Here is a 20,811-nt window from a genome sequence, read left to right as displayed (position 1 = left end):
GGGGCCGGGAGATGAGCAGGGCGCCTGCCGCCGAGCGGGATAGGACCGGCGCGGTATCCTTCCGCGACTGCCTGGCGCAGCTGGACGAGGCGCAGAAGCCGGGAGCAGGCGTCCCTGCCTATACCCGTTGGATCAACCGCAGGCTCGCGCGCTATGCCGCCGCTGCTGCCGTCGCCCTGCGGATTTCTCCCAACATGGTGACGGCGGCGAGCGCAGCAGTGTCCCTGTGCGGGCTCCTGCTGCTGCTCCTGCGGCCGCCCGGGGTCATCACAGGTATGGCTGCCGCCGTGCTGCTCGCGGCAGGCTACGTGCTGGATTCCGCTGACGGCCAAGTGGCACGGGTGACCGGGCGCGGCGGCCCGGCCGGAGAGTGGCTGGACCACGTGGTGGATTCCGTCCGGACCCCGGCCGTCCATCTGGCTGTATTAGGCGGATGGGCGCTCCACACAGATGCCTCCCGCCTGGTGCTGGCGCTGCCGATGCTGTACTGCCTCCTGTCGGCCGGGCACTTCATGAGCCAGATCCTGGCGGAGCAATTAGTCCGCCGGCACCGGCAGGCCGGCCGCCCGGAGCCGGCGCCGTCACGGCTGCGTTCCTTCCTGCTGCTTCCCTCCGATGCAGGCGTCCTGTGCTGGGTGTTTGCCTGCTGGGGTAACCAGGGTGGGTTCCTCATCGCCTATGGCTGCCTGTTCCTGCTCAACCTCTTGGCCGGTGCTGCCTCAATGCGCCGCAAGTACCGCTCCTTGGTCTCGTTGTGAAAGGAATCCTGCCGTGAACAACTCCAGCTCTCCGACCGTGAGCGTGGTGATCACTACGGTGGACCGTCGGGTCCTCCTGCGCCATGCCGTGCGTGCCGCCCTGGCACAGGACTACACCGGGGAGGTCGAGGTCCTCGTAGTCTTCGACCGAGTGTCCGCGGATCCGCTCGACGACGTTCAGGTCCCGCCGGGCAGGACACTGACCGTAATGACCAACCACCGCTCCCCCGGCCTTGCCGGCGCCCGCAATACCGGCATCCTCGCTGCCGGGGGTGTGTATGTGGGCTTCTGCGACGACGACGACGCGTGGGAACGAACCAAGCTAAGCCGCCAGCTTGCCGCCTGGAGCCTGGACACGGCAGCGGTGGCCATCGGCGCCGGCCTTCGGCTGATTTCGGATACCTCCATGGCCGTCCGCACCCCTCCATCCAGGGTCGGATTCCGGGACCTGCTCCGCTCGCGGGTTACCGCCGTCCATTCCTCGTCCCTGCTCTACCGGCGGGCCGATCTCACTGGACGGATCGGGCTCGTTGACGAAACACTGCCCGCCTCCTACGGGGAGGATTATGACCTGCTCCTGCGGGCCACCCGCTTCGGTCACGTCCGCTGCGTGCAGGAACCCCTGGTGCTGGTGCGCTGGGGCGAACACTCGATGTACGCCGGAAAATGGGAGATGCTCGTCGCCGGCCTGACGTATCTGCTGCGGAAGTTTCCCGAGTTCTCCACCAGCGCTGCGGGGACGGCCCGGATTGCCGGGCAGGTAGCCTTTGCGCACGCCGCGCTGGGGCACCGGAGCGAGGCGTGGAGGTGGGCCCGCAGCGCCCTGCGACGCGATCCTGCCCAGGTCCGGGCCTATGCCGCAGTCCTCGTGGCAACGGGTGCCGTCTCCGCGGACACCCTCCTGGCGTTTGTGCAGAAGAGGGGGCGAGGGGTTTGAGCGCCACTGCGCTGACGCGGCGGGACCTGCACTTTTCGTCTCCGGCAGCCGAGCTGGTCGTCCGGCAACCGCTTCCAGCCTGGCCTTTGATGCTGTTGCTGGTTGGCTTCCCCCTTTGGTGGGCCCTGGGGGCAGCAGCCTTTATGCCGTTGATCCTGGCGGGAGTCATGGCTGTACTGATGCTGGCCCGCGGAGGCACGGTGCTGGTCCCGGGGATCCTGCCGTGGGCCGCTTTCCTGGTCTGGGTAGCGGCAGCCGGCATCAACCTGCTCTCCGGAGCTTCGCTGCTGGCCTACGGACAGCGCAGCGGGATCCTGCTGGCAGTGGGAATTTTCCTGCTGTACGTCATCAATGCCCGGGATAGCCTGCCGGTGCGCAAGGTGGTTTACGGTCTGCTGGCGATGTGGCTGGCGATTGTCCTTCTCGGGATCACCGCCATCTACTTCCCCGACTACCGCCTCACCACTCCCGTGGGGCTGATTCTTCCGGATGCCCTGCTCGAAAACCCCCTGGTGCGGAACCTGGTCCTGCCTCCCCTTGCCGAGGTCCAACACCCCGGAGGCGCCCCGGAAGCCTTCAACCGCCCCGCAGCACCGTTTCCCTACGCCAACAGCTGGGGCGTTATGTTTGCGGTCCTGACCCCGGTAGCCTGCGCCGCCGTCGCCCTGGTCCGATCGCCGCTCGCCAAGGCCCTGCTGGTGCTGGGCATGGCAGTGTCCTTCTGGCCGGCGCTGGCAACCAGCAACCGGGGAATGCTCGTGGGCCTGGGCGCCGCCGTGGTCTACGTGGTCATCCGTCTGGCCTTCCGGGGACGGCTTGCAGCGGCAGCCCTGGGCCTTGCCGGGATGCTGCTGGCCGGCGGAACGATCGTGGCAACTGGCTCGCTGCAGGAGATCCTCGACCGCCAGCTGTACAGCGACAGCACCTCGGGTCGCCTGAGCCTGTACCGGCAGACATGGCAGGCAACCTTGGAACAGCCGCTGCTTGGCTACGGCACCCCGCAGTTGGAAGAGACCATCGGGGTTTCCCTGGGTACGCAGGGGTATCTCTGGATGCTGATGTTCTCCTACGGTCTGGTGGGATTGGGCCTGTTCCTGTATTTCCTGGCCGGCGCCGTACTGCGCACCTGGCATACCCCGTCCACCGTCGGACTGTGGCTGCACAGCGTTCCAGTGGCAGCGCTCGTGATGGTCCCCTTTTACGGATTTGACGTTATGCAGCTGACTGCCGTGTTCGTGGTCCTGGCACTGCTCCTGCGCGGCCGCTACGGGGCGGAGTGAGTGCCGCCGGGCAGCCGGGCGGAGGTCCGGCCCGGCCCCCGGGCGGCACACTGGCCCGCACGGGGACGGTTTCGCTGCTCCTGGTTCTCTCGGGATCCGCTCTGGCCTTCGGCACTACGCTCCTGGTGAGCAATAGGCTGGGCGCCGAAGGGGCAGGCGTCTTTTTCCAAATCAGTGCTTCCTTCGCAATCCTCACCACCCTGTGTACGTTTGGTGCGGATACCGGGCTGGTGCGGTTCCTCTCCGCCGGCCGGGCGCTGGGCCGGGAGCATGAGGCTGCTTCCCTGTTGTCCACGGCGCTGGTACCCGTTGCGGTTGCCGCTACCTCAGTAGCTGTTGCCCTGTGGGTGGCGGCTCCTGCCGTAGCGGACCTCTGGGGCGCCGATGTCGAAGCAGGCATCCGTTCCGCTGCCCCGTTCATCATTATCGGCAGCCTGATGACGGTCTTGTTCGGCGCGCTGCGCGGCAGCGGGGAAATCATCCGGTTTGCAGCGCTCCAGAATCTGGCCCTACCGTTGCTTCGGCTGGCGGGGCTCTGTGCGGCCATCGGGATAGGTGCCGGCATCGGCGCCCTTTCCGCCGCTTGGTCCGTCCCGGTGCTAATCGTCTGTCTTGCGGCGGCCCTGCTTCTGCGGCGCACGCTCAGGATCCACCGTACTTCCGCAGAACCACAACAGCCACGGACCGGTTCCGGCGCCCCGTCCCGGCGCACGTTCTGGTCTTTTTCCGGTGCACGTGGAGCGAGCTCCGGAGTGGAGATCCTGCTCGAATGGGTGGATGTATTGGCCGTGGCGGTTTTCCTCGGTCCAGCAGCGGCCGGCGTCTACGGGGTGGTCAACCGGTGCATCAGGCTGGGAAGCATGCTGGACCACACCGCACGGATTGTTTCCGGCCCCTCACTCAGCGCGGCCCTCGCGGTGGGAGACGTGGCTTCGGCTGCCCGGCTCTTCAATTCCGTCACCCGGTTGCTGATCCTGGGGGCCTGGCCGCTGTACCTTGTCTACCTTCTTTTCGGTGCTCCGGTGCTGCGCATCTTCGGCGAGGGGTTCGACGTAGCTTCCGGCGCGTTCACCGTTATTGCCGCCACCATGCTCCTGGTGGTTTCCGCGGGCGGAGTCCAGAGCGTGCTGCTGATGTCCGGACGCAGCCGTTGGCAGCTCCTGAATAAAATCGCGGCCCTTGCCGTGGCCCTCATTCTGAACCTGTTCCTGGTTCCCGCCCTGGGCCTGTACGGAGCTGTGATTGCCTGGTCCTCCGCGGCCCTAGTGGACACAGGCCTGGCCGCTTTCCAGGTCCGGGTCTTCCTGGGTATTGGACTGCGGCTCAACGTAGTGGCGCTCCCGGCGGCTTTGGCGTTTTCCGTTTTCGGTCTCGGTGGCTGGTTCCTGCGCTGGGCAACGGGTCCAACCTTCCACGGACTGCTGCTTCTCCTCGTGTGCGGCGGCACCCTTTACGCCGTGTTGCTGGCCGCCCTGCGGCGTCCTTTGGGCCTGGCTGCGCTAGCGGCGAAGCCACACCTGCCGCAACCGTCGGAGGGTATGCCGCTGGGGCGGCGTTGAAACGAGGTCGGTGACAGCCCGGCCCAGTACCCCGGCTGCTTCCGCCCCGCCAGGGGGCCGCGGCACTGTTCGTGCCTGTCCCGGACTCCGTAGCACCGCCTCCCCCAGCAGGATCAACTCTTCCAACCGGGTGGCCATTACTGCCTCCCCCCGTTCCTGCATGGCCTTGGTGAAGGCGAGCTGGTGCGCGTCGACCACCTCATCAAGCTGCGGTAGCCGAGGGACAGCTACCGGAATATGGCCCGCTTCCCTGGCATCAAGAATCGAACCGGGACCGCCCTGCACCACCACCAGGTCAGCGTCCCGGTAGAGGTCCAGAAGTTCCGAACGGGGCATGCGGTCTATGCCCTTCGCCAGCTGCGGGGCGATGCTGGAACCGTGCTGCACCAGGCAGGACGGCGGTTCCGCGAACAGGCCGAGCCAATGGTCGATCCAATGCACCAGCCGGTCAAAACGGTGATAGTCAGTACCGAGGGACACAATAATCCGATATTCCGGGGAATTCATAACAGGGGCCCTATATTGAGTGCATCCGGATAAAATTCTCTCTGCTCTTCCCACTGAATACAAAAAACGTCAGACAGCGGATAACAGATCCGCCCGCTCAGTGTCGGTAATGTAATCCGATCAAAGCATTCGATATATACGGTGCGAATTCCCAGCATTTTTCCCATGATAAAGAACGGGACGCTGACGCCGGCGCCCGCGGAGACGAGGATATCGGGCCGAAAGTTCCTGAGGGTGGGCCAGGAAAGAAACAGGTTTCGCAAGGCATTCGGAACGCTCCGGGTGGTGGGAAAGTGCGCCCACACCACGCTCTCGCCGGACAACGTGTTTTCCACTTCGCTTTGCCGAACGGAAACCCATCGCCGCTCCTGCTTTCCCCACCATGGACGCAGGGGCAGTAGTTGGGCCAGGTGCCCGCCGCCGGAACTAACTAATAGGATTCTCATACCGTTCCTCCCCCGTAGATTCCGGCGCTGCCGGCCCTAGACCTGGACCCGGTTGCCCGTTGCTTCGCGGCCTGGATTATCGGCCGGACCGGCAGGCCTGTCCGAGCCGGTGCGATGTGCTCCGGCGGCTCTCCCGCCATCCCGCACATCAGCGGTCAGGGAGTCGGAATGACGCTTACCGCGCTCCCCGGATGTGCTCCTTCGGCTACTCCTGGCGCCCGCCAGCGCCAGCGTGCAGCCCACGAGCAGGCCGAGCGCCACCCCGGCCGTCGTGTAAACCATGACCCCCGGGGAAGCCGGGGCAGTTGGAACGGCGGCGGAGGAAATAACGCGGCCTGGAATTTCACCGACAAGGCTGAGCTCGGTCAACTGCTCGTGCAGCGCGGACAGCTCATCCCTTTCCGCTTCCGACAGGGAATCGGCGGACGTCAACTCCGCGACCTGCTGATTCAGCAGTTCGATCTGCCCTGCGGCGATTTCACCGGCGCCAGCCCTTCGGAAATCAAGGTAGGCCTGGGCCAGTGCATTGGCCCGGTCAGCAGCCGTTCGCGCGTCTGCATCCCGCACACTCACCTTCAAGACCTGCGAACCCGTAGGTGCTGCGACGGAAGTCTGTTCCATCAGCTCATCCACAGTCACATCGTCCAGGCTCTCAGCTGCAGTTTGGGCAACTTCCCTCGAGGCCATCACCTCGCGCTCGGTGGCCATGTTCACCTGCTGCGGTGCCGAGGAGGCGAACGGTGAGGTAGTGAGCGGTGCAACGGTCAGTGATGCGCCGGCTGAGTAGGTCACGGGCACGGCTGCTCCGAGGACAAGCCCTGCCGCCCCAAAGAGCAGCGCCATTGTCACTATCAGAAGCCATCGGCGCATGATTACCCCCACAATAACTCTCAATTCAATGACCGAGACGAATGAATTTTTACCCATGCTGTTTTCCCCCAGCGAAGCAGTGGCGCGTTGATACAATTCATCCTAGAGTTGGCAGGGAGGCGCCGCACGAGTAAAAATAACCGTTCTGGAAATGCGATGCTCATCTTTATACCCGGGCGCCGCGGTTCGCCCCCCAAATTTACCCGAGTAGTACCGCACTAGATACAAATAGGCACCGCGGGGGACGATGTGGATTTAAGGGCCGAAATAACAAAATTGACCCCGCCGCCGATCAGGGCGGCGACGATGCTGCTGGTACCCGGTTTGTTCCTGATTGCGTTCCTGCTTGTTGCGCTGCCTTCTGGCGGGGACGCCGGACGGGAAAGCCGCACCAGCGATTTAGTCCTTGATCGTGCGCTTGGCGCGGACGAGGCTTACCTGCCCGAGTGGGGCGTTCCCGTCCACCGGGACGAGTTCGACTCGGGCCTGGAGCGGTGGACGGTTCGAGACCGGTCCACGCACGGCTCCCTCAGCTATGACCGTGCCCTGATCGCCAGTAGCCAGGTGGCCGTCCGAAACGGGATGCTCACCATCACCGGTCAGCGCCTTGAGGCGCCGATCCCAGGCAACGAAGACCGTCCGTTTGTCACGGGATATGTGGACAGCGCCGGTATTTTTTCGCAGGAGTTCGGCCGGTGGGAAATCCGTGCAAGACTGCCGCTGCCTCCTGGCTCGTCCCAAGGCATCTGGCCCGCCTTCTGGCTCCGTCCCGATAACAGCGCCACCGAAGGAGAAATCGACATCATGGAGGCGTACGGGACCGCGGCATCCTCCCCGTATAGTTTCTCAACCCGCAGCCGGACGCAGGCGTCACTGCATTTCGACCAGTCCGGACAGAACAAGACCAGCGGGTGGACGCCGGCAATCCCGGGGCTGGACACCGAGTTCCATGTCTGGGCCTTCGAATGGACGCCCACGGGCATGGCCTGGTACATCGACGGACTGCTCTATAAGAAGGTCCTTCGGGAGGATTATCCGGCCTACGACGTTGCGTTTGGAACGGGAGCGAAGTTCCACATGCGCTTGAACCTTCAGTACGGCTCGAAGTATTGGGGCTATCCGGATCCGGTTGATCCCTCGGTCACCGTGGATCGCGCTCCCTTCGAAATCGACTACGTCAGGGTCTGGGAACTCCCCCGCTGACCGGTGGACAGTACTTCAAGTGCCCGCCGCAGCACCGTGCTCGAGGTGTGGACCGTATAGGGGAAATACACCACTTCCACGCCGACGGCGGCGAAGCTGCGCTCAATGGCCCTGCCCTTTGCGGTGTCCTTCCAGTCGTCTCCCTTGAAGAAGACATTGAATCCCACTTCCTGCCAGATCCGCAGGCGGTCCGGCGAGGTCTCGCTGACAACCCTGTCCACCAGGTCGATGTGCCGCAGTATCTCCATGCGTTCGTTCAGGGGAACCACGGGGAGCCGGCCTTTGGTGGCCAGGCAGAGTTCGTCCGAGACGGCACCCGCGACGAGGACGTCGCAATGCGTGCGGGCCTGACGAAGGATGTTGAGGTGGCCTACGTGGAACAGGTCAAACGCGCCGGCGGCATAGCCTATTCGAATGCCCATGGTGTCTCCTTCGTAGGACGCGGGTTAGTAGGATCCAAGCGGCTTGAACATCTGGACCACGGTGCGCCAGAGGATGATCAGGTCCCCTGTCAGGGACCAGTTCTCGACGTAATAGAGGTCCAGGCGCACACTGTCCTGCCAGCTAAGGTCAGAGCGGCCGTTGGTCTGCCACATACCCGTGATGCCGGGCTTGATATAGAGGCGGCGGTGCACCCGGCTGGGGTAGCCGTCCACCTCGCGCTGCAGGGGTGGCCGAGGGCCCACCAGTGACATGTCCCCGATGAGGACATTCCAGAACTGCGGCAGCTCGTCCAGCGAGTAACGACGCATCCAGGCACCCACTTTCGTGACCCTGGGGTCTGCACGGATCTTAAACATCAGCCCGGCACCTTCATTGCGGTCCAAGAGGCCGGCCAGATCATCCTCGGCCGTTTCCACCATGGAACGGAACTTCAGCATCAGGAATTTGCGTCCTCCGCGTCCCACCCGTTCCTGCCGGAACAGGGCCGGGCCGGGACTGTCGCGTGTGACCAGCATGCCGAGCAGCACCATAAACGGGAGCAGAAGAACGAGTGCAACACCCGAGACGGCAATATCGAAAATCCGTTTGACGGCGTGCCGCGCCCCGGAGTACTGCGGCAGTTCCACATGCATCAGGGGCAGGCCCTCGACGGGGCGGGAATGGATCCGAGGGCCGGCGACATTGGTCAGGCCCGTTGTCAGGATCAGTTCGGTTGCCGATTCTTCCAACTCCCACCCCAGTTCCTGGACGTATTGGCTGCCGCCCTTGGTAGGGCCCGCAACAATGACGGCATCGGCACCCACGCGGCGGACGGCGTCGACCACTGACCGCTCGTCCGAAACCACCGGCAGCGATTCACCGTCCACCTCGAAGAAACTGCGCGGCTTCCCGGTCAGCGCCACTCCCACAACTTGGTACGCGGACTTCCGGGCAATCTGGTGCACCACGTATCGCACGTCCCGTGCCCGTCCCAGCACCACCACCTTCGAGAGATAATCCCCCTGCCGCCGCTGGGCCCAGAGCCATCTCCGCAGCAACCAGCGGCTACTGATCAACCCGGCGGCGCCCGCAGGCAGGACGAAGCCGAAGTAACCCCGGGCGATGTCCACATCGAAGATCACGGCCGTGAACGCCAGGCTTCCCGCCAGGGTGACTGTCGCATTGACGACGCGCTTGTATTCGTCAGTGCCGATGCCGGTGATCCTCGCATCCCGGCTGCGGTAGATATGCAGCGCAGACATCCAGGCCGCGCTGATAAAAAGGGAGACCCACAGGTACGTGAACGGCCCCACCCGCGCACCGGCTGGTTCGGGGCCGAACCGCCAGAGGTATCCGGCCAGTACGGCAACGGACACCACGACGGCATCGGAGGCCGCGAGGATACGGCGGTACCGCCGTCTCCACGCAGCTGCTGTGGGTTGCCCCGCCCTGCCAAAGATCCCCTGGGTGGTGAAGCTCGGAAAGGTGTAGCCCGGAGCCTGCCGGACCTCAGCCGCTGGTTCTTGTACCGCCGTCATCATTCGTCCCCCGTGAACCACCCGAAAAAGACCTGTTTGATACTGGATCGGGCCAAGCCTAGGAGCTGGGAATTCAGTTGGCACGAGTACCGGATACCCAGCCATGGGCCACAAACTTGTGCCACGTGCAGCCAACTACCCAGTTTGGGAGATGAAACTCTTGGGCCGCGGCGTTCCGCATAACCGACGGTAATTCCGGCCCCCGGTATTGCCCGCTGCCCGGACAGCAGCCGCTAGAGCAGGGAACTGCTGCGGGGGCCCGGTTCCAGTGCACGGTAGGCAGATTCCAGATCCGCCCGCCGGCTGATCCCCAGCTTGACGTAAATCCGGTATACATGCCCCTCCACGGTCCGTTGGGACAGCGTGAAGTGGCCGGCAATGTCCTTGGTGGTTGCCCCGGACAGCAACAGGGCCACAATCTCGTGTTCGCGTCGGGTAAGGCGGACGAGGTGCAGCGACGGGCTCAGATACGAGACGGTCACTCCCGCCAGTTCCTCCCGTCGCCGCCGCAGCTGCTGGATAAGCGCGCGCTGCCGGCGCAGGTTTCCGTGGTTGCCGTAGAAGCGGATGGCGTGGCCTATGCTCTCCACAGCCACCAGGTACTTCTGTGCTCCGATCGCGTCCTCGGCGGCGGCAACCATGCGGTCAGGGTTGCCGGAGGCAACCGCCGCAGCATAGGTGTGCAGGGCCTGCGCTTCTGCGCCCTCGAAGTCCGCCGTCAGCTCGGCCAGGCGTCCCACCTGGGTGAGGTCCCCCACGGCAAGGCACAGTTCCAGGATGTCCTTTTCGCTGCTGCGCAACCCGGCCGCCCGTGCCTCGGCAGCAAGCACCGCCAGTCTGCCGGAGGTGGGCCCCTCGGTGGACTGGGAGGCTTCAGCAGCCGCCGCGTACGCCTGGGCGGTAAGCCACAAATGCCGGGGACCTGGGTAGCCTGCGGCGGAAACCTGAGTGCCGAACCCGGCGGCAGGAGTTCCGTCTCCGACGACCGTCGAAGCGTAGCCGGCCAGGCCGAGGGCGTAGGGAAGCATCAGTTCGGGATCGTGTTCGCGGAGCGCTTCCACGGCCGGCCGCAGCCGCTGCAGTCCTTCCTGCAACCGCCCCCGGTGGATTTCGAGGGCGGCCTCGAAAACGCCCATGGTTCCTCCCAGCACGGTCAGCAGGTGCTGGGGTCCGGTGTGCATCTTGGCGATCAGCTGTTCCAGTTGGGTAAACCGGCCGCCGTGGAGCAGGGCGAAGGCATGGCGCACAAAAACGAACCCGGAATAGCTCCGGAACCGTCCGGCGCTGTCCGCGAGGATGTTCGCCGCTGCCTGCGCCTGCTGCAGTGCCGGTCCCACCTCGCCGCACGCCCCCAGCACTTCCGCATAAAGTCCGTGGATAATCAGGGCCCGCTCGACGTCGTCGGCCGATTGCGGTTCTTCCTCGTCGCCTGCGATGGCGGCCAGCCGCGTGCGGGCTTCGGCGTAGTCCCCCTTCAACACGAGTGCGGCAGCCTCGAGCATTCCCGCCCCCGCGGAAACGCCGGGCGGCGTGCCGGCGGAAGCCACCTCCCTGACGGCCGCCCCGGTTGCCACGTCAGTCCAGCGTTGCGCCAGGGCATTCAATTCCTCGGCGTCCGCGTTGCTCTGGCGGAGCATCAGCGCACTTGTGAAGGCTGCCCGCTGCAGGCTCCGCTGATCCCAGGTGCCGATCTCGCCCGGCCCCGTCTTGAGTGCTTCCAGATGGGTTCGAGCCCGTGCGTAGCTTCCCTGTTTGGCACAGGAAACTGCGAGCTCCACTTCTGCGGCCTTCCGGAAGGCCGGCAGGTGAACGGCAGCAGCGAAACGGTGGCCGCGTGCTGCGTCCCCCATTCCGTTTGCCGCACGCGCCGCCGCCAGAAGCTCCTCGGGGGAAAGCCGTTCGCCGCAGTCGAGGGCCCACTCCGCATACCTAAGCGGGGTATCCAAGCCAGCCGGTTGCACCGTGTCCAGCAGCGATCCTGGCTCGTAGCGCCCCAGGATCCGGGCGCGGATCTCGGCGCTGCGGGCGGCCGGAACCAGGCTGCGGATGATCTGCTCGTGCAGCGGCTGCACCAGGTACACGGATTCATCCCGGTCCGGCAGGATTCCCAGGATCCCGTCGATCAAGAGCGCGCGGACGGCCTCGTCGTCGGACACCGCCGACAGAACGGACCGCGGCAGCCGTTCGGCGAGCGCGACCGTCTCCAGGACATTGCGTTCTGCGGGATTGCGCGAAGCCAGCATGCCCTTAACCAGATCCACCAGGGAGGTGTCGCAGCTGTCGGGCTCTTTCCCCAGATACCAGGCACCGTTCATTTCCAGGAGCCGCTGCTGCCGCTGGGCCCGGCTCAACAGTTCCTTCACGTACAGGGGGTTGCCGCCGGACATCCGGCTTAACAGCGTGCTGGAGGCTTGGAGCACCGGGCCTCCCAGGACGCTGACGCAGAACTCGTGGACGGCGTGCCGGGACAGCGGTCCCAGGTCCACGCGGGCCAGCAGACCGTCCCGGGCCAGTGAGAGCAACTCATGGATCCTCGGTGCCCGGGCACGGGAGATGACCATCAGGCGCAGTTCTCCGGACATGGCCAGTTGGGTAAGCAGGTGCGCGCTGGCTTCGTCTATGTGCTGGGCATTGTCCACCACCAGCAGGGTCTGCATCCCGCTGGTTTCCGTCAGGCGCTGGAAATGCGCCCGCACCGTCCGCAGGACCGCGAGCGGGGACTCCATTTCTGCAGCCGTGGCCGAACCCAGGTAAGTGGACAGGATGCCGTACTGCATCCGGGACAGCACCGGGGAACCGCAGACATAATACGGAACCATGATGGAGCTGAGGCGCTCAGCCGCCAGCTCGGCGAGGGAAGACTTGCCGATCCCCTCGGCTCCCAGCAGGACCACGCCGCGCAGTCCCGGGTCCAAGAGCCGGCTGGTCACTTCTGCGAGTTCACGTTCGCGGCCGAACAGTTGGCGGCCCTGTCCCCAGTGCGTCATTTCTTCGCCCCTGACTGCTCGGCAATAGTTCGGGCCAGCTCCCGCCGGCTTCCCACATGGAGTTTGGAGTACACCTGATACAGATGTCCTTCTACCGTCCGGACCGAGATGCCCAGTTCCTCTGCGATCTTTTTGTTGCTGGTGCCCGCCACGGCCTTCCGCGCAATGGAGCGTTCCCTGGCGGTAAGTGCGCCAAGGAATTCGTCGGCCGCTTCGGCCGGAGAATCGGGAGCTGCCACTCGGCGGCTGCGGTGGATAAAGCGGACCGTGGCGCGGTCCCCTGCTCCCGAGGCGATGCTCAGGGCATGTTCCGAGATTTCCCGGGCCAGCAGGACATGCCCGATCCCAGCGGCTGTCTCCGACGCCCGCAGCAGTACCTGGGAGTCCCCGTTGCCCAGCCCCTTGGCATAAAGCTCGCACAAGGCCGCGAAGTCCCCTTCCTGGTTGGCCGCAACGGAAAGGACGTCATCCAGGCTTTCCTCGTCGCCCAGCCGCATGGCGGTCAACCGGGCCAACAGTTCATAAGCGTAGGCCCCCCGCCTGTGGTCCTGCGCCGCGAGCGAGGCAAAGCGGGAACTGCCGGTCTCCGATCCCAGCGCTGCTTCGGTCAGGGCGGCGAAGTGCCGGGCACCGCGGCGAACCGTCCAGGGGCCGCCGTCAGCCGCCGAACGCTGCACCTGCAGGTACCGGCGCGCCTCCTCGCTCCGCCCCTCTACGGCGTGGCAGTACGCTGCCGCGGCAGCAGCGAGCGGAAGGAACGCCGCGGGTCCGCTAACCGTCAATTGGTTGACCCCGGGGGTCAGTGCGGCGAGCGCCTGTTCCGGCCTGCCGGCGAAGGCATGGAGCAATCCTTCAGCCAATTCCGCGTACGTGCCCTCCATGCCCTCGGCAGCGGACCGCTCAAGCAACCGCTGGCAGGCGGGCAGCGCCCCGGTGAGCGCGTAGGTGTGCAGCAGCCTGCTGACCACGCGGGCACGGGTACCGGCAGTGAGTTCAGCTCCTTGGAGGAGCCGCTCCACCTTTCCCGCCTGCTCGACGGCGTCATCCTGGCGGTTGCTCATGCTCCACGCCTCGGCCTGCCAGGTAGCCCGCAGTATCCTGAAGCCCGCGTCGGGGATGTCCAGGTCAGCCAGGTAGGTGGCGTTGGCCAGGAACCGGCCGTGAGCGGAGTGGCATTCGGCGCGGGCCAAAGCAAGTTCCCGGACCAGATCGGCGGTATCTCCGCCGTTCCCGTCGCCGAGGTCTGCAATTTCCCGTTCCGCCTGCTCGAAGAGATCCGTATGCCGCATCCGGGTCGGCTCCGCGGGGACGTCCGCGGAGCGGGGATCGCGCAGTCCGGTGGCCTCAATACACATCACCTTGCCCTCAGCGAGCAGCAGCCGGATCCGGTCCTGCACGGACGGCACCGATTCGCTGCCGCGGAAGCGCGCAAGCACTCCCATTGCTGCTCCGTATTCACCCTGTGCTGTGCGTGCACGTGCGAGTTCGACGACGGTCCCTGCGCTTTCCTCACCGTCGATGACCGCCGAAAGCAACCGGACAGCGGTCTCCGGCTGCCCCGAGGCAGTGGCAAGACGCGCAGCCCGGAGCACCAGCTCCAAGGCCGGCTCTTCACCGATGGCACTCAGCCAGCGGGCCAGGACGAGCGGATCCAGGACCAGCCCGGTGTTCAGCGCCGGCGCAAGTTCCTCAAAGAGCTGCCGCTGCCGCGCCGGGGTCAGGCCGGCCCGCACGGACCGTGCCACTACGGGACTGGAGATCAGGACGTCAACAACGGGACCGGCAGCGAGGGTCACGATTCCCTTTTCCTGCAGCGAGTCCAGATCCGCGTTGTCCAACCGGGCAAGGACCACGGGCAGCGGGAGCGACTGTGCCATCGACAGCAACTGGAGCAGTTTGATCTGGGCGGGCGGCAGGTCGGCGAGGTTGCCCATGACTGCGGAAGCGACCCGCCCGCCCTGGATTTCTTCGCCGGGGGCAAGGATCCAGCTTCCGTTATGCAGTTTCAACCGGCCCGCATCCTGAAAGTCTGTTCTCGCCAGCGCCAGCAGATGCGGGTTGCCTCCGGCGTGGTCGTGGACGGCGGCTGCTGCGGCCCGCGAGACCGTCCCGCCCAGCAGCGCACCGAGGTAGGCAGCTGTTTCGGGTACGCTCAGCGGCTCAAGATCCACCCGCTCCAGGATGCCGTCCCGCCATAGTCCGGCAAATTCCGCCGGGGCCGAACTGAAATCCCGGAACGCCACGAGCATCCCGGCGCTGCGGTTCAGCACCATCTGGGTAAGCACCATGGCTGAAAACTCGTCCAGCTCCTCCGCGTTGTCCACGGACAGGAGCACGGGCCGGCCTCCGGAACGTTCCGACACCAGCTGCGTGAGCCCGCGCAGGATCATCACCGGATGGTTGGAAAGCTCCGGGTCCAGGTCCGAGAGCAGGAACGTCAGTGCACCAAACGGTGTTCTCCCCGCAAACTCCGAACCGCGCACCTGCACGATGTACGTGTCTTCCTGCAGGTTGCGGAGCACGTGCTGCATCACGGCGGTCTTGCCGATACCGGCCTCCCCCACAAGCAGGCAGCCGGTTCCCTGTGTACCCCCGGACAGGCTCCGCAGTATTTCTTGCAGCACCTGTTCGCGGCCGACGACGACGGGCTGGGCCTGCTGTCGGGCCTCTGTGCCCGCTGCGGCATCCGGTGTGTCTGCGGCGGTTAGACGGGGAAAGGCTGGTTGATCATCATGAAGCTGCACTTTGAGACCCGTTTTCTGTCGGCTAACGTTTTTCGGTTCACGTACAAGCGGTTCTGGAACAGGTTCGGCAACGGAGCTGGCGCACCCAGGCGCCGTCGGCGTGCGGGTTCCGCAGGACTGAAGGCCCTGCTGCCATGCACCAGAGTAGAAAGGGAGCATCTGCGCTACACGAGTAGCGCTCCCTAGTTAGACCACCTGGGTTACTTGGAAATGAAGTGCCGGGACGGCCCGTGTCTACGTGGTTTCTCCGTACCAACCACCTGCAACGCCGCCAACAACGCCGTCGACAGGGGAAAAACGCGCCTCATTAGCTACGTGGGCGCTCCGCCTCGAGGCACTCCCTCAGTTCTGTCCGCCCCGAAACGCGTAGTTTCTGAAAGATGCGGCCGAGGTGCCAGTCCACTGTCCGTGGTGAGAGGTGCAGGCCACCCGCCAGTTGCGAACTGCTCTTCCCTGCTGCAGCCCCGAGTGCCAGCTCCCGCTCAAAGTCCGACAATTCCGGTAACCGGTCGGCCACCGAGTTTGCCGCCCGCAGCAAGCGGTAACTGGCGTTCTCGAGTCGCCGCGCAGCACGCAGCCGCGCGCGGTCCGATTGCTCGCGTGCCAGCCGCACCGCCCCGCCGGCTGCCCCGTATGCCGTAAGGTACTGGCCCAAGCTGTGTGCCCTTTCCGCTGCCCTGAGCAGGCTGGCGGGACGGCGCGCCGTGAGCCCCTCGGCCAGCTCCAGGTACATCTGCGCGGAATCCCCGCTGCAGCCGGCCGCTGCCTCCCGCAGTTCCTCGGCTGCCCCGGGCCTGCCGTGCAGAGCCGCAGCGGTCAACACCAGCATGGACGTTGGAAGGTCCCGGGGGGTGCCGCTGGGGACGGCGGCAGTAAACCCCCCGTTGTCCCCGGGGACCGATACCCCGTGAACGGCGCACAACTCGGAAAAGCTCCGGGTAAGGGCGGTTTCCCAGTCGGAGCTCCGTGCGCCGGCGTCCGTCGAAGAAGCATTGGCACCCTCCCTACGCTGCCGGGTGCCGGGCCCGGCCGCCGAAAGGTAGCTGCGGGCAGCATCGCCGTCGTCAAGCAGGACGCATGCATAAGCCGCAGCCGTTCCGGCCAGGGGAACCAAGTCCCCTGTTCCTTCTTCCTCAAACTGCGCCAGCGCCCGCTGCAGGGAGTCCAGGGCACGGTCAGCGCGGCCGCCCAGGACCTGCACAATGCCCTCGCACAGATCATTGCCTCCTCGAAGCTCCATTCCCTCGGCTGCCTTGTCTGTTTGTGCCAGCACATCGGCAGCATGGCGCAGCTCACCGCAGCGCAGGAACACACAGAACAGCTCCGAGAGGAGGTCCCGCCGCTGGCGACCGGTTATTCCGTACCTGTCCGCAAGCTCCAGTCCGGTCCGTGCCGCTGCACTGGCTTCCGTCCACCGGCCGCAGCGGGACAAGTCCCCTGCTTCCTGCACTGCTGCCCGTACAGCAGCTATGTCCGCAGCATGCGGGGGGTTCCGGGTGTATTCGGCCGTCTGCCGGCTCTGGACCGCGGCAAGCCGGGACCGGATCTCTGCGGCGCGGCCCGGCGGGACCAGTGCTGCCGCGGCCTCGGCGAGCAGCGGATCCTTGAACCGAAGGGTACCGGCCGATCCGGAGGAGACCAGCAGATCCTGTTCAAGCCGTTCCACAGCCGGTGGATCGGCAACCTGCAGCAGCAAAAGAACGGGCAGGGCACCGCAGACCGCGAGCACGTCCGCAGCGAACCGTTCCGCGGTGGACAGCCCGCCGGTCTCCGCCTCCATCCGCTCGGCCAGAGCGCCCGAATATGACACCGATCCCGTCCATACCCATGTTCCCCGCCGGCGGACCACTGTCCCGGCGTCCATCTGTTCCCGTAGGAACAGGGCAGAAAGCAGCGGGTTGCCCCGGCTCCGGGCCTGCACCTGGACCACCAGCCGGTTGGAAACCCTTCCCCCGGCCAGTCCTTCCAGCAACACCCGGGTTCCGCCGGAACGCAACGGCTCCAGGCCTTCCCTGTGCACTGACTCTTCCGACCACCATCGGACGAACTCGCCGGTGCAGGCGGAGAGATCGCGGACGGTTGCCAGCATCAGGGCACTGCCTGTCCTGCACAGTTGGAGAAGAACAGCGACGGTTGCCTCGTCCATGTCCTCCACGTTTTCGATTGCAAGAACAAGACGACGTCCGGCTGCCTTGTCTTTCAAGACCCGCCGGAGATACTGGAGCACGTAAACCGGGTTGGACAGCGTCTCAGGCGGCAGCTCACTGAGCAGCCAGAACAGCCCGGCGAAAGGCTTTCCGGCCCATGAAGCCGCGCCGCGCAGCTGCAGCACCGAATAGCGGTCGCCGAGGCCGGCCAGGATGCCGGCCATTGCGGTGGACTTACCTGTTCCCGCTGCCCCCGTCACCACCACGCTCCGGTCCTCGGACAATGCTTCGAGGGCTCCTGCCACCGTGTTTTTCACCTGTGCCAGCACGGGTTCGCTGAGGTGGGTGCCGGTTTTCCTTCCGGGGTCCCGGCTGCCGCTGGGAGTCCGGCTGCGTCCGGCAAGTTCCATCGAACGGCTCCTTCACCGGCGTCGTACAGACCTGGCGTCTCGCCCAAACTGCGGGGGTCTTGCTGCGGGTGCATGGATTGCACCCGGGAAGGAGCCGACGGCGGCTGGGGGGACGCCCCGGTCTCAGAGGGCATCGACGCCGCCGGCTCCGTATGTGGGACCCGAGGTACCGGTGCGGCAGAACCGGATGGAAGCCCGCTGCCGTAACCAGGTTGACCTTGAGTAACATGCACAAGGCTACGAACCCCGGAATGGCAGCGCCCGAGTAAAACCTACTGGTGTTCCCGGCGGAAATTACTCGGCCTCAGCAGGCCGCTTCCAGCCTCCGGAGGGGCGCTCGAGCAGGGGAAACCGTTCCCTCAGTTCTTCCCGCCGGCTGATCCCCAGTTTTTCGTACGTCCGGTAGATATGCCCTTCGACAGTACGGACGGAGAGATTCAGCGTTCTGGCGATTTCCGCGTTGCGCTGTCCGGCGGCGACCAGGGCAGCGACGTCGCGCTCCCGCCGGGTCAACTCCGGAAGCATGCCGCGGTTCCCGCCGCCGTGCCGTCCCGTCAGCCGATGGATTCGGTTCAATAAGGCGCGGTCGTTGTTCCTGCGGGCCAGCCGCTGGGCTTCGAGCAGGCATTGCCGGGCCAGCTGCAGGTCAAGTTCCGGCTCCGGGTCCGAGGCCAGTGCCACCAACGCCGCGCTGTCCTGGTCGACGAGGGCCCGGGTCGCCCGGTTCAGCACAAGAGCCTGCGGTCCTTCGAATCCCTCTGTCACCTTCAGCAGTCGGCCGGCCTCGGAAAGGTCCCCCAGCCGCAGGGACAGGGTGCGCAGGGTGAATTCCACCGCCGTGAAGGAGCGCTCCTGGGCTGCAGCCGCCGTGTCGCGCAGCTTTTGAATGTACGAGCCGTCGGAGTCCAGTGCGAACCGTCCCCCGGCGAGAATTCCCTCGGCCAGAAGCCGGTATTGTTCCGGTCCCCGCGGCGGAGTCCTTCCAGCGGCGGCAAGCAGCCGCCCGGCTGCTTCCCGCTGGCCAAGGCTCGCGGCGGCAAAGGAAGCCAATGCCAGGGCCAACGGAAGGATCCCTTCGGGATCATTGCGGGTTGCTGCTTCCACTGCAGCGGAAAAGTCTTTCACGGCCTCGTGCAGGTCGTTGGCACGCAGATGGCCCAGGCCCATCGCAAAATCCGCGACTCCGCCGGAATGCAACAGCGTGCGTTGAACCGGCGAATCCGCGGAGGCAACGGACCGCTGCAGCTGTTCCCAGTCCCCGAGCCAGAGCAGCACGGTGAGATGCCGGTGGAGGACAAACGGGCCGAAGAGCCGTGAACCGGCAGTGGCTTCCGGTAACAGATCCATGGCGGCCGTGCTGTGCTTAAGCGCGGTTTGCGCCCGCCCTGTCGCAACTTGGACCTCGGCCGTCATCGCTTCGGCAAACAGGATTGCTTCAACGTCGGCGCTTTCACGTGCCTTGCGGAGGACCTCAGCCAGTTCCAGTTCCGCTTGGGCGTATTCACCCGCCCAAACCCGGGACAGGAGACGGAGCGTCTGTGCCCCGCAGCGGGCCGATTCAACCGCTTCCGCCGGCTGGCTCCCGGACAAGCGGTCTATTGCCCGGTTCCACTGCCTGGCCAGGGGAACCTCCCAGCCGCTCCCGAATGTGGACTGCTGCGCCAGCTGGACGTGCACCATCATTGCCTGCTTCACGGTGCGCAGATCTGCTGCCTGCTCGAGTGTCCCTTCCAACGTTGCCGTTGCCTGGCCTGTTTTGCCGAGCAGCAGCAGTGCGCGCGCTTCCTGGATGCGTGCCGGTATGCGCAGCGCCCCTCTTCCTGCAGCAGCGGCAGCCCTCAGTGCCAGCCGGGGATCGGATCGGTTGTTTGCCGTTTCCGCGGCATACAGCAGCTCCTGCTCCGGAACCTGTGCTCCGAGCGCCAAGGACCATGAGACAAGGTGGAGCTGCCCTTCCTCCCCCAGGTCGACGCCTGCCAGCACGGCCTGCAGCTGTTTATGCAGGCGCGCACTGCGGGCAGCCGGAACCATCCCCCGGACAACTTCTCCATAGATCGGGTGCAGCGGACGCACAACCTGCCCGGCGTCGGACGCGCCGGAAACCATCACCAGGAGGAGATTCGCCAGACGGTCCACTGAGGCGTGCAGTCCCAACCGGAAGGCGAGCCGCAGCGGCAGCGGTTCAGCAAGCGAAATGACCTCCAGCGCCGTGCGGTCGGCCGGGTCCAGACCCCGGATCTGGGCTTTTACGAGGTCTCCTACGCGTCCTCCGACGGGCGTCTCGCTGTCTGTCGTTGCCCAGATGCCCTGCCGCTGGACCAGGAAACCGGTGCGCACCGCCTCATCGAGCAAAGCGAGCAGGTACATGGGATTTCCACCGGTGAGGCGGGCCAGCTCAACTGCGGCAGTGATGCTGACCTGGCCCTGGAGCTCCTGCTGGCACAGCTGAAGGACCTCCCGTTCGTCCAGCGGCAGGAGCTGGTGGCGGGTTACCTGCCCGTCCCACATGTGCGGAAGCACGTCTGAAATGTCCTGGAAGGTCCGGGTCAGGACGAGCAGCCTGATGTGGCGGGCGTCAAGGAGCTGGGCGAGTAGATCGAGACTGGGGCCGTCAATGTCGTGCGCATCGTCGACAACCACCAACGGTGCCCGGCCCGGCCGGCCTGCGGGCGCTCCGCCCTCTGGCGCCTGGGCAATGATGCGAGCCATCAAAGCACGCATCACCGCCAGGGCAGACCCCGTCTGCCGTGGCGCGAGGTCAGGCAGGAGCGCAGCCAGTGCACCGTACGGCACGGTCTTCAGGGCGGGACTGGAGTACACCCAGTAGACGGGCATCTCCGCCTGCATTTCCTGGGCGGCTGCCGTTGCTATGGCAGTTTTGCCCAGTCCGGCTTCCGCCGCGACGGCGGCACCGTGTCCAGCGGGGCGGCGCAGGCTCTCGAGCACGGAGGCAAGGACGATATCCCTGCCCGTCAGCGACCGCGCGTTCAACCCGTGCATCC

General features: G+C 65.7%; 14 protein-coding genes. 5 read left to right on the top strand and 9 right to left on the bottom strand.

The window, feature by feature from the left end; all coding sequences use genetic code 11:
* Nucleotides 1–11: 11 nt before the first annotated feature.
* The 4 genes from N2K98_RS04770 to N2K98_RS04755 are packed head-to-tail and all read left to right on the top strand — an operon-like array spanning nt 12 to nt 4,534.
* Nucleotides 12–758, top strand: a complete 747-nt coding sequence (locus N2K98_RS04770; protein WP_255866203.1) for a CDP-alcohol phosphatidyltransferase family protein — start codon at nt 12–14, stop codon at nt 756–758.
* Nucleotides 759–771: 13 nt separating this feature from the next.
* The gene (locus N2K98_RS04765; protein WP_255866202.1) at nt 772–1,695 is read left to right on the top strand and encodes a glycosyltransferase family 2 protein; all 924 of its coding nucleotides are present in this window, start codon (nt 772–774) and stop codon (nt 1,693–1,695) included.
* Entirely contained in the window at nt 1,692–2,975 is a 1,284-nt protein-coding gene (locus N2K98_RS04760) for an O-antigen ligase family protein (RefSeq protein ID WP_255866201.1), read from the top strand. The genes N2K98_RS04765 and N2K98_RS04760 overlap by 4 nt, the downstream gene beginning before the upstream one ends.
* Nucleotides 2,972–4,534: an oligosaccharide flippase family protein gene (locus N2K98_RS04755; RefSeq protein WP_255866200.1), complete on the top strand. Its 1,563-nt coding sequence runs from the start codon at nt 2,972–2,974 to the stop codon at nt 4,532–4,534. The genes N2K98_RS04760 and N2K98_RS04755 overlap by 4 nt, the downstream gene beginning before the upstream one ends.
* On the opposite strand, the gene N2K98_RS04750 is transcribed toward N2K98_RS04755, so the two are convergent.
* Genes N2K98_RS04750 through N2K98_RS04740 form a run of 3 tightly spaced genes read right to left on the bottom strand, consistent with a single transcriptional unit; the run spans nt 4,475 to nt 6,414 of the window.
* A complete protein-coding gene (locus N2K98_RS04750; protein ID WP_229952434.1) occupies nt 4,475–5,041 on the bottom strand; it encodes a glycosyltransferase in 567 nt (188 codons plus the stop codon). The two genes, N2K98_RS04755 and N2K98_RS04750, sit on opposite strands and share 60 nt — an antisense overlap.
* Nucleotides 5,038–5,487, bottom strand: a complete 450-nt coding sequence (gene pssD, locus N2K98_RS04745) for a PssD/Cps14F family polysaccharide biosynthesis glycosyltransferase (RefSeq protein ID WP_255866199.1) — start codon at nt 5,485–5,487, stop codon at nt 5,038–5,040. The genes N2K98_RS04750 and pssD overlap by 4 nt, the downstream gene beginning before the upstream one ends.
* Nucleotides 5,488–5,523: 36 nt before the next feature.
* Nucleotides 5,524–6,414: a YveK family protein gene (locus N2K98_RS04740; protein ID WP_255866198.1), complete on the bottom strand. Its 891-nt coding sequence runs from the start codon at nt 6,412–6,414 to the stop codon at nt 5,524–5,526.
* A gap of 249 nt (nt 6,415–6,663) precedes the next feature.
* On the opposite strand from N2K98_RS04740, the gene N2K98_RS04735 reads away from it, so the two are divergent.
* Entirely contained in the window at nt 6,664–7,560 is an 897-nt protein-coding gene (locus N2K98_RS04735) for a glycoside hydrolase family 16 protein (RefSeq protein ID WP_255866197.1), read from the top strand.
* Here the strand turns inward: N2K98_RS04735 and N2K98_RS04730 are convergent.
* The 6 genes from N2K98_RS04730 to N2K98_RS04705 all read right to left on the bottom strand — a co-directional run bounded on the left by N2K98_RS04730 (nt 7,530) and on the right by N2K98_RS04705 (nt 20,809).
* Nucleotides 7,530–7,982, bottom strand: a complete 453-nt coding sequence (locus tag N2K98_RS04730) for an adenylyltransferase/cytidyltransferase family protein (protein ID WP_229952438.1) — start codon at nt 7,980–7,982, stop codon at nt 7,530–7,532. The two genes, N2K98_RS04735 and N2K98_RS04730, sit on opposite strands and share 31 nt — an antisense overlap.
* A gap of 24 nt (nt 7,983–8,006) precedes the next feature.
* Nucleotides 8,007–9,524, bottom strand: coding sequence for a sugar transferase (locus N2K98_RS04725; RefSeq protein WP_255866196.1), 1,518 nt, complete (start codon nt 9,522–9,524; stop codon nt 8,007–8,009).
* Nucleotides 9,525–9,754: 230 nt separating this feature from the next.
* Nucleotides 9,755–12,508, bottom strand: a complete 2,754-nt coding sequence (locus N2K98_RS04720; protein ID WP_255866195.1) for a helix-turn-helix transcriptional regulator — start codon at nt 12,506–12,508, stop codon at nt 9,755–9,757.
* Nucleotides 12,505–15,252 carry a helix-turn-helix transcriptional regulator gene (locus N2K98_RS04715; protein ID WP_255866194.1) on the bottom strand — a complete coding sequence of 916 codons (2,748 nt, stop codon included), beginning with the start codon at nt 15,250–15,252 and terminating at the stop codon, nt 12,505–12,507. Before N2K98_RS04715 ends, N2K98_RS04720 begins: the two co-directional genes overlap by 4 nt.
* Before the next feature lie 307 nt (nt 15,253–15,559).
* Nucleotides 15,560–17,809: a helix-turn-helix transcriptional regulator gene (locus N2K98_RS04710; protein ID WP_255866193.1), complete on the bottom strand. Its 2,250-nt coding sequence runs from the start codon at nt 17,807–17,809 to the stop codon at nt 15,560–15,562.
* A gap of 294 nt (nt 17,810–18,103) precedes the next feature.
* Nucleotides 18,104–20,809 (bottom strand): helix-turn-helix transcriptional regulator, encoded by a 2,706-nt coding sequence (locus N2K98_RS04705; RefSeq protein WP_260554034.1) that lies wholly within the window; start codon nt 20,807–20,809, stop codon nt 18,104–18,106.
* Nucleotides 20,810–20,811: the final 2 nt, after the last annotated feature.

Origin of the sequence: Arthrobacter jinronghuae (genome assembly GCF_025244825.1) — a bacterium.
In the GTDB taxonomy this organism is placed as follows: Bacteria; Actinomycetota; Actinomycetes; order Actinomycetales; family Micrococcaceae; genus Arthrobacter_B; species Arthrobacter_B jinronghuae.
The sequence above is the reverse complement of the archived record's forward strand: the minus strand, read 5'-3'. Positions and strand labels throughout refer to the sequence as shown.